Below are 14,722 nucleotides of genomic sequence, written 5' to 3'. Positions count from 1 at the left end.
TTCCGGATCGAAGGCCCGCCGGCGACGCCGGCGGGTCTTTTGTCGTTGGTGCCGGGCTCAGGCCTTGTATTCGTAGAGCAGACGGGCGCGGATGGTGCCTTCCAGCGCGCGGATGTCGGCGAGGATGGCCTGGCTGTCCACGGCCGAGGCGTCCGCGTCGAGCACCACATAGCCGATGTCGGCGTTGGTCTCGTAATACTGGGCGGCGATGTTGACCGCGTGGCGGGCCAGCACCTCGTTGAGGCGGCCGAGCATGCCGGGCAGGTTGCGCTGAACCTGGATGAAGCGCGTGCCGGTGGGGCGCGCCGGCAGCTGCACCTGCGGGAAGTTCACCGCGCCCATGGTGGAGCCGGTGTCCGAATAATCGAGCAGCTTGCGCGCCACCTCGGCGCCGATGCGCTCCTGCGCCTCCTCGGTGGAGCCGCCGATGTGCGGGGTCAGGATGACGTTGGGCAGGCCCTGCAGTGGGGAGACGAACTTCTGGCCGTTGGCGCTGGGCTCCACCGGGAACACGTCCACCGCCGCGCCGCGCAGGCGGCCTTCCTTCAGCGCGTCGGCGAGGGCGTCGAGGTCCACCACCGTGCCGCGGCTGTTGTTGATGAGATAGGCGCCCTTCTTCATGGCGGCGATCTCGGCGCGGCCGATCATCCCGGCGGTGGCGGGCGTCTCGGGCACGTGCAGGCTCACCACGTCGCTCTGGGAGAGCACCTCGGCCATGGTCGCCACCGGCTCGGTGTTGCCGTGGCGGAGCTTGTCGGTGTGGTCGTAATAGATCACCCGCATGCCCATCGCCTCGGCGAGGTTGGAGAGCTGCGAGCCGATGTTGCCGTAGCCGATGATGCCGAGCGTCTTGCCGCGCACCTCGTGGCTGTCGGTGGCCGACTTGTCCCAAAGGCCCTCATGGGCGGCGGCGGAGCGGTTGGGGATGCGGCGCAGCAGCATCACGATCTCGCCGATCACCAGCTCCGCCACGCTGCGGGTGTTGGAGAAGGGGGCGTTGAACACCGGGATGCCGGCGATGCGGGTGGCGTCGATGTCCACCTGGTTGGTGCCGACGCTGAAGCAGCCGATGGCGATGAGGCGGTCCGCTGCCTCCAGCACGTCGGCGGTGATCTGGGTGCGCGAGCGGATGCCGAGCAGATAGACGCCCTTCAGCGCCTCCTTCAGCGCCTCCCCGTCCAGCGCCTTGGGCAGGCGGGTCAGGTTGGTGTAGCCCGCATTGGTCATCATCTCGACGGCGCTGTCGTTGACGCCTTCGAGGAGCAGCACCTTGATCTTGTCGCGGGACAGGGAAAGCTGGGGGGCGTTTTGGGTCACGGGGCGCGACGTCCTTCGGCGATCAACAGGCGAACCGCGCGGAAAGCGCTGCCGCGGAGAGAGGTCGCTTGCCGGCCTCTCGCGGGGTTCGGTTCGGAATGGTGGTTGCCGGGTAGCGGATGCCGGCCCGGCGGCGGCGCGAAGGTAGCGATTTTGCCGCCCCAGTCCAGAGATCGCGCGCCTTTGCCGCGGCTGGAGCTTTACGTTGCGGCAGAAGTGCAGCGCGGGCCGCTGATGGCCCGCGCAGCGGGGAGATGACGGCTCCGGCTGCGCGGTGCGGGGCTCACACCGCCGCCACCGCCTCCGGCGCGACCGCTTCCCCCGCCACCTCCGCGATCATGCGGTAGGAGGCGAGGCGCTTGTCGTGGTCGAACACGTCGGAGACGATCATCACCTCGTCCACCCCCGTCTCACGCACGAAGGCGGCGATGCCGTCGCGCACGCGCTCGGGCCCGCCGATGATCGAGCGGGCGAGGAAGCGCTGCGCCTGCGCCTTCTCCATGGGGGTCCAATAGTCCTCGATGTCGTCGATGGGCGGCTTGGAGAGGCCTCGCGCGCCGCGGAAGATGTCGGCCACCGACATCTGCTGGGTGGTGGCGAGGCGGCGGGCCTCGGCGTCGGTCTCGGCCGCGATCACGTTCAGCGCCGCCATGGCATAGGGCTTGGCGAGCACGTCCGAGGGCTTGAAGCGCGCGCGGTAGATTTCCAGTGCCGGCAGCAGGTCGGCCGGGGCGAAGTGGGAGGCGAAAGCGTAGGGCAGGCCGAGCGCCGCCGCGAGCTGCGCGCCATAGGTGCTGGAGCCGAGAATCCAGAGCGGCACCTCAGTGCCCGTCGCCGGCACGGCAAACAGCGTCTGGCCCGGCTGGGCGGGGCCGAGATAGGCCTCCAGCTCCTGCACATCCTGGGGGAAATTGTCGGAATTGGTGAGCGAGCGGCGCAGCGCCCGCATGGTCATCTGGTCGGTGCCGGGCGCGCGGCCGAGGCCGAGGTCGATGCGACCGGGGAAGAGATGCGCCAGCGTGCCGAACTGCTCGGCGATGACGAGGGGCGCATGGTTGGGCAGCATGATCCCGCCCGCGCCCACCCGAATGCGCTCGGTGCCCGCCGCGATATGGGCGATGACCACCGCCGTGGCGGCGCTGGCAATGCCCTGCATGTTGTGATGCTCGGCCACCCAGAAGCGGCGATAGCCCCAGTCTTCCGCATGGGCGGCGAGGTCGCGGGCATTGTCCAGGGCCTGGCGGGGGCCGAACCCCTCCCGCACCCGGACGAGATCGAGAATGGAAAGCTGGGCCATCAACTGCCTCGTCCGCCCCCGAACGAAAGATGGTGGTGAGATAGGGACGGCGGCCGGAAAGCGGAAGGGGCGGCACAAGGGGCGCCGGGGAAGGGGCTCTGGTCAAGCCCGCGCGGGGCTTGAGCGCCCGCCCGCCCGTCTTACGTCCCGGCCGGGCAGATGGGGGCGGTGACGATGGTGCGCAGGCCGGGGGCGTTCTCCTCGTCGGAGAGGATGCCGTCGAGGCCCTGCACCATGGCCTTGATCATGATGGTGCCGAAGCCCTGCCGCTCGCCCACCTTGCCGCTGCCGCTGTCGGCGACGACGAGGCGAAAGCGGTCGCGGTGCTGCTCCAGCGCCACCCTGAGCGGGCCGGGGGCGCCACCATAGGCATATTTGGCGGTGTTGAGCACCAGTTCGGTGAGGATCAACCCCAGCCGCACGGCGCGGTCGGCCGCCATCAGCACCGGCGCCACGTCGAGGCTGATGTGCGCCTCCCACTCCTTGCCGAGGGCGCTCGTCACCTCGCGGGTAAGGTCGATGAGGTAGCGCGAGAGGTCCACCGCCTCCACCTGCTCGCCGGCATAGAGCTGGCGATGCACGAGGCCCACCGCCGCCACCCGGCGCTCCGCCTCTGCCAGCGCCGAGGCCGCCTCGCTCTCGCCGAGGCGGCGCGATTGCAGGCGCAGGAAGGAGGAGACCAACTGCAGGCTGTTCTGCACGCGGTGGTTCACCTCGCGCATGAGGAAATCCTTGTGCTGCAGCAGCCGCTCGTTCTCCACCACGGTCAAGGAGAGCCGGCGGTTGAGGTCGCGGACCCGCCGGTTCTGGCGGGCCTGCAGCACCGCGTGGCCGAGCCGGCTGATGGTCTCCACCTCCGCCAGCGACCAGGCGCGCGACTTGCCGCGCACGGTCTCGCTCCACGCCTCGAACGAGGCGCGCGGGTTGAGGTGGGCGGCGGGATTGGCCGGGTCGTCGCGATGCGGGTTTCCGGCCCAGTTGACCACCTCCACCTGCTCGGCGCGCAGCCACATCAGCACCAGCGGCGCGTCGCCGGGGATGCTTACCGCCGCGAGCCCGCTGGCCAGTGCCGCGAACTCGGCGGCGGCGGGCAGAAGGGCGGAGAGGGACGGGGTGCTGAAAGCGCGCGCCTGGGCCTTTCCTTCCACCCAGCGGGCGATGCGCCGGAGTGCCGCCTCGTCCGGGCAGCGGCCGCTGGCGCGGATGCGGTCGGCCTCCACCACGGCGAAGCCGTCGGCGCCCAGCGCCCGGCGCAGGTCGTCGCCGTGACGGGCGAGCACGTCCTCCACCGGCGCATCGGCGGAAAGATAGTCGGCGAGGGCATCCTCGGCGCCGCGCAGCCGGATGCGGTCGCGATACTGCATCGCCTCCTCGCGGGTGCGGATCTGGCGGGCGAGGTTGAAGGCCAGCGACTGGCAGGCCATGCGCAGTTCATAAGGCAGGCGGCGGGGCGTGCGGTTGTGGCAGGCGACGAGGCCCCACAGCACCCCGTCCTTGACGATGGAGACCGACGCCGAGGCGCCCACCCCCATGTTGCGCAGATACTGGACGTGGACGGGCGACACGGAGCGCAGCATCACGTCCGACAGGTCGAGCTGTGCCAGCCCCGCCTCGGCCGGACGCAGCGGGGCCGGCTCATAGGCCACGTCCGGGATCACCCGCACCCGGTTGCGCACATAGAGCGCGCGCGCCTGCCGGGGGATGTCGCTGCCGGGGAAATGGTGGTTGAGGAAGGAGCCCATCTCCTTCGCCTTCGCCTCGCCGAGCACCGTCCCCGCCTCGTCGTCGAGGAACTGGTAGATCATCACTCGGTCGAAGCCGGTGATGCGGCGGAAGACGGCGGCGGCCTCCGCACACAGATTGCGCAGGTCCGGCGCACGCTCGAAGCTGACCGACGCCGCGTCGAGCCCGGCCAGCACCTCGGCCGCGCCGAGCCGCACCTCGGGGGCAGGCTCCAGTTCCACCAGAAGGCCCTGGGAGGCGCGGTGCAGAAGGGCCTCGAAGGTCTCGCGCCGCCCGGCGACGAGGCCGAGGCGGGTGACGCCGTTCTGCGGCGCCTGCTGGATGGCGGCCTGGAGCGGTGCCGCCATGTCCGGGCCGAGCAGGGTGTCGAGGGTGGCACCCAGCCACGCCTCGGCGAGCCGGCCCTCGATGTCGCCGGCGCCGCCCATGACGGTGCGTGTGCGCGGGTCCGCCACCAGGAGCAGGCCGTGCGGCTGGATCGAGCCGGGGATGTGGATCGGCTCGCGGTCGCACGCGCCGACATCCGGCGCGGCGTGGGGCGCGGTGCTGCTGACGGAAGCGTCTTTCATGGGGCAGTTCGCGCTCGTGATCTCGCGGCGCGGCCGATGCTGCGCCGATGGTGAACCGAGGCCGGCCGCGCCCCCCGGCGAGCCTCCGATGTCCGCGCCCGCCACCGGTAGACGAAGCGATGAGCGCGGTTTGTTCTCCCTTCATGGCACGGCTTCTGCGGCCAAGCCAAATGCCAAGTCGGTTCCGGGGCAGTTTCCGGCCGGATGCCGGGTGCCATGCCCTACCAGGGGAGGGGCGCCCGGCATCGGTCATGCGGGCATGTGGCTGGCGGGATGGGAATTGGCGTGGTTCCTGCTTAAATAGGGGCAGCCATGAAGATGAATGCCCTTACCCGCGAACTCATCGAGGCCGGCGGCATCGACGCGCTGGTGGCGCGCGACGCGCCCGACCTTGCCGTGCTCACGGAGGCAGAGCGTGCCGCCTCCCTCGACGCCACGCTGGCCGCGCGGCCGGAGGGGCCGGCCTGGCTCTTCGCCTACGGCTCGCTGATCTGGAACCCGACCGTGCGGGTGGAGGAGTGCCGCGTCGGCCGCATCGACGGCTGGCATCGTGCCTTCTGCCTCGAGACCGTGGTCGGGCGTGGCTCGCCGGCCCGGCCCGGCCTCACCCTCGCCCTCGACGCGGGCGGCGACTGCACCGGCGTCGCCCTGCGCCTGCCGGAGGAGGGGCTGGAGCACGAACTCTCCCTGCTATGGCGGCGTGAGATGCTGGCCGGGGCCTACGTGCCGCGCTGGCTGGAGGTGAACGACCCCGCCGGTGGGCGCATCGGCAGCGCCATCGCCTTCACCATGGATCGCACCAATCCCCATTATGCGGGCGGCCTGAGCGAGGCGGAGGTCGTGGACCGCCTCGCCACCGCCCGGGGCGCCATCGGCTCGGCTGCGGACTACCTGTTCGCCACCTGCGAGGGGCTGGCCGGGCACGGGGTGAGCGATCCCGCCCTCGATGCGCTGGCGGATGCGGTGCGCAGGCGCCGCAAGGCGCTCGACAGCCAAGGGTAACGCCGCAAGGCGCTCGACAGCCAAGGATGACGCCGCGAGGCGCTCACCCCGCGGGGCTGATGTCCGCCTGCTCGGCCCGGGCGGCGCCGGCCGCGGCCCGGCTCGCCTCGGTGCGGAAGGCCGAGGGGGCGCGCCCGAAGGTGCGGCGGAACAGCCGGTTGAAGGTGGCGATGTCATTGAACCCGGCCTCGAACGCGATGTCCGACACCTTCTTTCCGGCATTGGCGGGATCGAGCAGGGCCGCGCCCGCATATTTCAGGCGCGCGGCCGTGATGTGCTCCCGCAGCGTGGTGCCGTGCTTCTGGAACATCTTCTGGAGCGTGCGCACGTTCAGCTTGTAGCGCTGCGCCACCTGGGCGACGCCGTAATCCTGCTGGCGGCAATTGGCGGCGATGTCGGCGAGGATGTCGCGGAACAGGTGGTCGCCGGTGCGCGGTCCGCCGCCCTCCCGCTCGCGCGCAACCGAGAGCAGGGCGAGCAGCCCGGCCTCGCAGGCCCGCGCCAGGGCGGGCGGCAGGTCGCGCCCGACGATGCACTGTGCCTGCGTGATAAGCAGCTCGACCGTTCCGTCCGGATCGGTGGTCAGTGCGCCTGTGCCCGCGTCCGTCTCGCCGGCGCCCGGCGTGCGGTCGGGGGCCGCCACCAGAATCACCGACCCGGCGGGAAAGCGGATGTCCGCGCGACGCCGCACCGTTGCTAGGAACGGGACGTTGGCGGGGATCGGTTGTGTCGGCCCCTGATCGAGCGCGATGGTGGAGGATTCGCTGGCGCGTCCGGCCAGAGTAAGGGGCAGCTCCAGCACCGTCAGGCGCAGGGCGCCCAATTGTGGCGCTTCCGCACAAATAATGGCCACATTTGGTAACAGCGTCTGGCGCAGCGTTAACCGATCGTTAACCCTCTTCACCTTGTGCGCCACAGGGCCGCCACCTTGCAGTTGCGCCCGATGAGTCTGTGAATTTGACGCAGAGCAATCATGAATACTTAAATATTGCGTCTGCGAAATCTTCTCAAAGTCCTCCATGATTGGCCGCCCTGCCTCCCTTGACGTGTATACAACACGGCAAACAGAGTCTAAACGCAATCCACGCTACTAAATTACCGTCAGTTATTCTGTCTTGGGCTCGGCCGTTGAGTGGTTGCGGGCAACCGTTCCGTGTCAGTTTTCGATATAAATATCTGATTTAAATTGAAAAAATAGACCATGGCAGAAGTGCAACACATCACGTGAATATGAAGAAGTTCGCATTTTGAGCAGTGATGATTCGCGTCCTGCGGAGAGGTGATTGCAGACGCTGGGTAAGTTCGCCTCAGTTCGAGGAGTGCGAAAATCGCTCCACAACCAAAGGTCGCAGATTGTGGCGGCCAAAAACGGATCCAGTCCGGCGGAAGGCATCCTCCGGCCGCATGTTGGGGGTGAAGATGGTCAATTCGGGCGGCACCATCCTGTCTGGCGTTGAGGCGCATCCTTCGGTGAACCGGGGTCGTATGCGCGCGCTGCTTCTCAGCTCCGCTCTGGCGACGGTGCTTGCGGGCGTGGTCCAGCCAGGGACGGCGAATGCGGCCTGCTCCCAGAGTATCGGTGTCAGCGTCACCGTGACCTGCTCCGGTACGGACAATGACGGCTTCTCGGGCGGCGCGATCGCCAACACCACGGTGAATGCGCCCACCGGCGTGACGGTCCTGACAGCGCCCAGCGGCACGGCCCTCACCATCAACACCGGCGGCAACATCACCAGCACGAACACCGGTGCCATTTTCACCGGCAGTGCCACCGGCATTAGCTACAACACCCTGCTCGGCTCGATCGCGATGACCGGGTTCACCGGAACATCGACGGGCGGGACAGGTGACGGCATCGACCTGAACGCCGGTGCCGGCGTCAACTTCTCGTCGCTGCCCGCCGCCTACGTCTCCGGCGGCACCAACGGCCTCGTCATCAACACCGGCTCCACCGCCACCGTGTCCACCACCGGCGGCAACTTCCTCGGTGGCACGGGCGACGGCATCAAGGTCAACACGGTCGGCGCGAACCTGATCGGCGCCGGCACCGGCACCACGACCATCACGACCGCGGGCACGACCGTCACCGGCGGCACCAACGGCATCTCCGCCCTCACGACCGTGACCGGCGCCACCGGTGCCACCGCCACCACCACCGTCACCGCCAACGGCGGCGGCATCACGGGCGGGACCGGCGCCGGCATCACCGCCTCCGCCATCGCGGCGCCGCTGAGCGGCCCCGCCTCCGCCACCACCACGGTGCAGGGCAATGCCGATGTCACCGGCGGCTCGAACGGCATCTTCGCCCTCTCGGGGAGCCTCAACGGAACGTCCAACACCACGGTGAACGTCTCCGGCGACATCGAGGGCACCAGCGGCAACGGCATCACCGCCATCGGTGCCAGCGTCGGCGATCTCGCCGGCTTCGACCCCAACGACCCGTCCACCTGGAATTCCGCGGTCGGCACCGGCAAGGCCACCGTCGACGTCACCACCGCTGACAATGTGACGGCCGGCAACGGCACCGGCATCCTCGCGGTGGGCATCGGCACCGGCAACGACGTGAAGGTCAACGCCAAGGACAACGTGGACGCCACCGGCGGCTTCGGCGTGATCGCCGGCTCCATCGGCACCGGCGGCACGGTGGACGTGAAGACCAAGGACGTCTCCGGCACCCAGGGCGGCGTGCTCGGCTTCAACACCAGCGGCAATGTGAACGTCCACACCACCGGCACCGTGGAGGTCGCATCGGGCGGTCTCATCGGCGTCGGCGCCATCGCCGGCGGCGACGGCAACGCGACGGTGAACTTCTCCGGCGTGATCGACCCGCCGCTGATCGGCGCCGGCACGCTCGCCATCGGCAGCGGCACCGCCACCACCAACACCGCCGGCACCATCGATGCCGACCTCATCGGCGTGGTCGCCCTCAACGTCGGCAATGGCCGCGCGGTGGTGGACAACAACGCCTCGGTTCAGTCCTCCTCCGGCGCCACGCCGCTCCTCGGCGTCGCCGGCATCAAGGTCGGCAACAACAATGCCGGTGCCGGTGCCGACGTGGACGTGAAGAACAACGGCGTGGTCACCGACTATGCCGTGGGCGTGCTCGGCCTCGCGGTCGGCAACGGCAACGACGTCTCGGTGAACAACAAGGGCGTGGTCGATGCCGGCTTCCTCGGCGTCGGCGGCATCGTCGTGGGTGAGGGCACCGGCACCGAGACGGTGAAGGTGCGCAACTCCGGCGCCATCGAGACCGGCGGCATCGGCGTGCTGGGCGCGGCCCTCGACCTCGGCGGCGCGGGCGCCGGCACCAATGTGGACGTGAAGAATTCGGGCACCGTCACCGGCGGCTTCCTCGGCGTCGCGGGCATCGCGGTGGGCGAGGGCTCCGGCACCACGGTGAAGGTGGTGAACTCCGGCGCCATCTCCGACAACAGCGGCGTGGGCGTGCTGGCCGGCGCGTTCGGCGACAACCACACCGTGACGCTGAACAACCAGGGCGCGGTCAATGCCGACGTCGCTGGCGTGCTCGGCATCGTCGCCGGCGACAACGCCATCATGACCGTGACCAACTCGGGCGCCATCGGCACCCAGGGCGCGGGCGTCGCGGGCCTCATCGCCGGCGACAACGCCCAGCTGAAGGTCACCAACACCGGCGCCATCACCGGCGGCCTGCTGGGTGTCGGCGGCGTGGTGATCGGCGACAACGGCAACGTCGGCGTCAAGAACTCCGCCGCCATCACCAATGACGGCATCGGCGTGCTGGGCGGCGCCATCGGCGACAACGCGGTGGTGAAGGTCTCCACCTCGGGCGCCATCGACTCCGGCCTGCTCGGCGTGGGCGGCTTCTCCATCGGCGCCAACGGCAACGTGGACGTCTCCACCACCGCCGCGGTCACCTCCGGCGGCCCGGGCGTGATCGGCGCCGGCCTCGGCGACGGCTCGGTGGTGAAGGTCACCACCGGCGAGCAGGTGGATGGCACCTTCCTCGGCGTCGGCGGCCTCATCGGCGGCGCGGGCTCGCAGCTCACCATCGTCACCGAGGACAAGGTGACCTCCTCCGACGGCTTCGGCGTCGCGGCCCTCGGCCTCGGCACCGGCCAGAACATCAAGGTGACCACCCAGCAGGAAGTCTCCGGCGACCTGCTCGGCGTCGGCGCCCTGAACCTCGGCGGCGGCGGCACCACGGTGAATGTGGAGACCCAGGCCAAGGTCACTTCGGCCTCGGGCTTCGGCGTGCTCGGCGGCTCCATCGGCACCGGCGCCAACACGGTGAACGTCACCACCCAGAAGGCCGTTTCCGGCGACCTCCTCGGCGTGGGCGGCATCATCGGCGGCACGGGCGGCAGCCTCACCATCGAGACCAAGGACACCGTGGACAGCGCCAACGGCTTCGGCGTGGCGGCCCTCGGCCTCGGCTCCAACACCATCGACGTGACCACCGACAAGGCGGTGACCGGCCGCTACCTCGGCGTCGGCGCCCTGGCGCTGGGCGACCAGAACACCGTCACCGTCCTGACCAAGGACACCGTGACCTCCTCCGACGGCTTCGGCGTGCTCGGCGGTGCCATCGGCGCCGGCCCGAACACCGTCTCCGTGACCACCGAGAAGGCGGTCGCGGGCGACCTGCTGGGCGTCGGCGGCGTCATCGGCGGCACGGGCGGCAGCCTCACCATCGAGACCAAGGACACCGTGGACAGCGCCAACGGCTTCGGCGTGGCAGCCCTCGGCTTCGGCTCCAACACCATCGACGTGACCACCGACAAGGCGGTGACCGGCCGCTACCTCGGCGTCGGCGCCCTGGCGCTCGGCGACACCAACCAGGTCACGGTCCACACCAAGGACACCGTGACCTCGGCGGACGGCTTCGGCGTGTTCGGCGGCGCCATCGGCGGCGGCGCCAACACCGTGAAGGTCACCACCGACCAGACGGTGGACGGCCGGCTCCTCGGCGTCGGCGGCATCCTCGGCGCCACCGGCGGCTCGCTGGACATCAACACCAAGGCGGCGGTCACCTCGGCAGACGGCTTCGGCGTCGCCGGCCTCGCCTTCGGCAACAACAACACCGTGAAGGTGCTCACCGAGAGCACCGTGAGCGGCGACCTGCTCGGCGTGGGCGCCCTCTCCATCGGCGACGGCGGCACGGTGGACGTCCACACCCTGGCGGCCGTGACCTCGGCCAACGGCATCGGCGTCCTCGGCGGCAACATCGGCGCGGGCCAACAGGTGACCGTGGTCACCGACGGCACGGTCAACGCCGCCATCGCGGGCGTCGTCGGCTTCAACACCGGCGGCAACACCGACGTGACGGTGAACGACAAGGTGACGGTGGCGCCCGGCGGCTTCATCGGCGCGGCCGCCATCTCCGGCGGCTCCGGCAACGCCACGCTGAACATCAACGGCGTGATCGATCCGCCCGCGGTGGGCGGCGGCGCGCTGACCCTCGGCTCGGGCACCGCCACGGTGAACGTGAACGCCGAGGTCCAGGCGACCGCCATCGGCATCGTCGGCGCCAACATCGGCAACGGCGCCATCGACGTGAACGTCAATTCCGGCGGCACCATCAAGTCCGACGGCATCGGCATCCTGACCTTCAAGCTGGGCGACGGCCCCACCACCATCGACGTGGATGCGGCGGTGGGCGGCCTGAGCGGCGCGGCCACCGGCCTCGACGGCATCCATGCCTTCGCCATCGGCGGCAACAGCCCCGTCACCATCACCACCACCGCCAACGGCACCATCAATGCGGGTGACGACGGCATTGCTGTGAGCCAGCTCGGCGGCGGCAACATCATCATCACCACCAACGGCACCATCACCGCCGGCGACGAGGGCATCCAGGTGCGCTCGCTGGCGCTGACCGCCGGCGACGTGACGGTGACCAACAACGCGGCCATCACCGCCACCGACAACGGCATCTTCATCCTGAAGGGCGGCGACGGCACGGTCCAGGTGAACGCCAACGCCAACATCACTTCCGCCACCGCCAACGGCGTCGAGGCCAACGCGCTCTTCGGCACCGGCGACGTGAACGTGAGCCAGGCCGGGTCCACCACGATCGCGGCGCAGGACTTCGGTGTCATCGCCTCGAAGACCTTCGGCACCGGCAACGTGACCGTCACCACCGGCCAGCTCGCGCAGATCAACGCGACGGCAGGCGGCATCTTCGCCGGCCGCTTCCTCGGCACCGGCGACGTGGTGGTCACCACTGGCCTCGGCAGCGGCATCACCACCTCCGGCACCGGCATCGACGCCCAGTCGATCGCCTCCACCGGCAACGTGACCGTCACCACCGGCTTCGCCAGCAAGGTGACCGCGGGCGGCGACGGCATCGTGGCCAACAAGTTCGCCGGCTCGGGCGACATCTTCCTCACCACCGGCACCTTCAGCACGGTGACCGCGGGGGATGACGGCCTGACCGCCACGAACTTCGCCTTCGGTCCCGGCAACGACATCTTCGTCGCCACCGGTGTCGGCAGCTCGGTTGTCGCCAACGACAAGGGCATCCGTGCCGGCGGCTGGGACAACGTCACCATCACCACCACCGACAGCACCCTGATCCGCGGCGACGCGGACAAGAGCGGCGTCGGCAACGCCATCCGCATCTTCTCGGCCGACTTCGCCACGGTGAACATCGGCACCAACAATGCGGTCATCGGCTCCGGCAAGAGCTGGGGCGAGGCGGTGATCTCGGTCAACAGCGACGACGGCACCATCATCAATGTGGGTGCTGGCACGCTGGTCAGCTCCTGGAGCTACCTGGGCGGCAACAACCTGCCCGGCCTGATCGTGGCGGCGAGCGACATCGTCATCGACACCGACGGCGGTGCCACCACCATCACCAACGACGGCACCATCGTCGGCCGCATCGGCCTCACCAACAACGACGACACCTTCAACAACCTGTCGTCGAACACCTGGGTGACGGTCGGCAACAACTACTTCGGGGCCGGCAACGACACCCTGAACAACACCGGCCGCATCGTGACCGCGCTGCAGGGGGCGGTGGCCGAGACCACCACCTTCAACAGCCTGGAGACCTTCAACAACGGCGATCCGCTCTTCCTCCAGAGCGGCCTGCTGACCATGATCGACGAGGTTCCCGGCCAGATCGCCGGCAACGGCACCCGCGACGTGACCTATGTCAGCGGCAAGTGGAACGGCGTGGGCAACAGCACGGTGGGTCTCGACAGCTACCTCGGCGCCGCGGGCTCCACCTCGGACCAGCTCGCGGTCGGCGGCCTCGACGTGAACGGTGTGGAAATCGCCGGCCTCGTCACCACCGGCTCCACCGGCCTGCTCATCCACGACGTCAACGCCGGACCCGGTGCCTTCAACCTCGCCGGCATCAAGGTGGTGGACGTGCAGAGCGTCGCCGGTACCACGGACCCGACGAGCTTCTACATCTCGCCCGGCTCCACCAACTACTCGGCGAAGTTCGGCGGCGTCATCGACAAGGGCCTGTTCTTCTATGACCTCACGGTCAAGGGCAACGACACCTACCTGATCGGCCTGCCCGACCAGGAAGTGTTCGAGCTGCCGAAGCTGGTCACCGGCGCCCAGGCCATCTGGCACGAGACCACCGGCGTGTGGCTCGACCGCCAGGCCGACCTGCGCACCTACCTGCAGGGCACGCCCACGCAGCTGGTCACCAAGGAAGGCGTGAAGACCGTCAATGGCGATCCGGCCTCCGTCACCCCCGGCATCTGGGGCAAGGTGGTCGGCAGCTGGGGCTCGCGTGATGCCTCCAACACCTTCACGGCCGGCGGCGGCATCTACGGGTTCGACACCAGCTACAGCCAGAACATCTATGGCTTCATCGCCGGTGCCGACTTCGGCAAGGAGAGCGTGTTCACCACCAACGACGCGGTGGTGTTGGGTGTCCTCGGCGGCTATGTCGGGTCGAACCTGAACTTCGACAATTCGCCCACCTCGGCGGATTACTCGGGCGGGACGGTCGGTGCCTATGCCACCTACATCACCGGCAACTGGTACTTCGACGCCCTCATCAAGGCCGACTTCCTCTCCATGGACTACAACGCGCCGACGCTCGCGGGCATCGGCTACTTCGGCCAGTCTACGGACGCCCGGAACGTCGGCTTCGCCCTCGACACCGGCTACCGGCTCTTCACCTGGGCCAACGGCGGGTTCTTCGACGGCCTCGCCACCCTGTCCTACGTGAATACCAACATCTCCAACCTCGCCATTGCCGGAAACACCTTCGTGGACTTCGGCAACAACGACAGCCTGCGCGGTAGCCTCGGCGCCCGCGTCGGCGGCCAGATTTACGACGCCGCCACCTACCGGGTGCAGGCGAGCGTGACCGGCCGCCTCTGGTACGAGTTCCTCGGCGACAACGCGGTGACCGTGTTCAATCCGGGCGTGCCCTTCGGCACCGTCGACAATTTCGACGGCCTGTTCGGCGAGCTCGGTGTCGGGCTCAACGTGTTCGCCAAGGACACCGGCTGGAACGGCTTCGTGAGTGCCGATGTGAAGTTCGGCGACAACTTCACGGCCGGCAGCGCCAAGGGCGGTGTCCGCTACCAGTGGTGAGCGGAGCCTGATCCTCGATCAGTCCGGCGGGCGGCGTGCCGTGAGGGTGCGCCGCCCGTTTCTTCTCCGGGGACAAGATCGCGACGGAGCTTGGCTTTCGCGCCGCGCCGCCCCATCCTCGCCAGCCGGGTGCGGGCACCCGCGAGGGCTGCCGTATTCCGCCCGTCCGGGACCGCGCCGCGGCGGAACCGGCGGCGCCGGTCCGGTGCCTCCGGTCCTGCCCCTTCTGTCCCCGAGTCCTCGT

General features: G+C 69.3%; 6 protein-coding genes. 2 read left to right on the top strand and 4 right to left on the bottom strand.

Features of this window, described 5'->3' with window-relative positions:
- Positions 1 to 57 precede the first annotated feature (57 nt).
- The 3 genes from serA to ACT54R_RS20505 all read right to left on the bottom strand — a co-directional run bounded on the left by serA (position 58) and on the right by ACT54R_RS20505 (position 4,926).
- Positions 58 to 1,317 carry a phosphoglycerate dehydrogenase gene (gene serA / locus ACT54R_RS20515; protein WP_168457611.1) on the bottom strand — a complete coding sequence of 420 codons (1,260 nt, stop codon included), beginning with the start codon at positions 1,315 to 1,317 and terminating at the stop codon, positions 58 to 60.
- Positions 1,318 to 1,600: 283 nt separating this feature from the next.
- A complete protein-coding gene (locus ACT54R_RS20510) occupies positions 1,601 to 2,614 on the bottom strand; it encodes an LLM class flavin-dependent oxidoreductase (protein WP_476329364.1) in 1,014 nt (337 codons plus the stop codon).
- Positions 2,615 to 2,754: 140 nt separating this feature from the next.
- A complete protein-coding gene (locus tag ACT54R_RS20505; protein WP_476329362.1) occupies positions 2,755 to 4,926 on the bottom strand; it encodes a histidine kinase dimerization/phosphoacceptor domain -containing protein in 2,172 nt (723 codons plus the stop codon).
- 312 nt (positions 4,927 to 5,238) lie between these two features.
- On the opposite strand from ACT54R_RS20505, the gene ACT54R_RS20500 reads away from it, so the two are divergent.
- A complete protein-coding gene (locus ACT54R_RS20500; RefSeq protein WP_476329360.1) occupies positions 5,239 to 5,928 on the top strand; it encodes a gamma-glutamylcyclotransferase in 690 nt (229 codons plus the stop codon).
- Positions 5,929 to 5,971: 43 nt separating this feature from the next.
- On the opposite strand, the gene ACT54R_RS20495 is transcribed toward ACT54R_RS20500, so the two are convergent.
- A complete protein-coding gene (locus tag ACT54R_RS20495; protein WP_476329358.1) occupies positions 5,972 to 6,751 on the bottom strand; it encodes a helix-turn-helix transcriptional regulator in 780 nt (259 codons plus the stop codon).
- A 581-nt stretch (positions 6,752 to 7,332) separates the two neighbouring features.
- Between ACT54R_RS20495 and ACT54R_RS20490 the strand changes: the two genes are divergently transcribed.
- On the top strand, positions 7,333 to 14,478 hold the full coding sequence (locus tag ACT54R_RS20490; protein WP_476329356.1) for a hypothetical protein: 7,146 nt from the start codon (positions 7,333 to 7,335) through the stop codon (positions 14,476 to 14,478).
- Positions 14,479 to 14,722: the final 244 nt, after the last annotated feature.

Source organism: Xanthobacter sp. DMC47 (assembly GCF_056313845.1).
This window is presented reverse-complemented; position numbering and strand designations above follow the sequence as displayed.

Excerpts from the sequence above, each read along its gene's own strand:
- ACT54R_RS20500 (WP_476329360.1), top strand. The coding sequence starts at position 5,239 with ATGAAGATGAATGCCCTTACCCGCGAACTCATCGAGGCCGGCGGCATC.
- ACT54R_RS20505 (WP_476329362.1), bottom strand. The coding sequence starts at position 4,926 with ATGAAAGACGCTTCCGTCAGCAGCACCGCGCCCCACGCCGCGCCGGAT.
- ACT54R_RS20490 (WP_476329356.1), top strand. The coding sequence starts at position 7,333 with ATGTTGGGGGTGAAGATGGTCAATTCGGGCGGCACCATCCTGTCTGGC.
- ACT54R_RS20510 (WP_476329364.1), bottom strand. The coding sequence starts at position 2,614 with ATGGCCCAGCTTTCCATTCTCGATCTCGTCCGGGTGCGGGAGGGGTTC.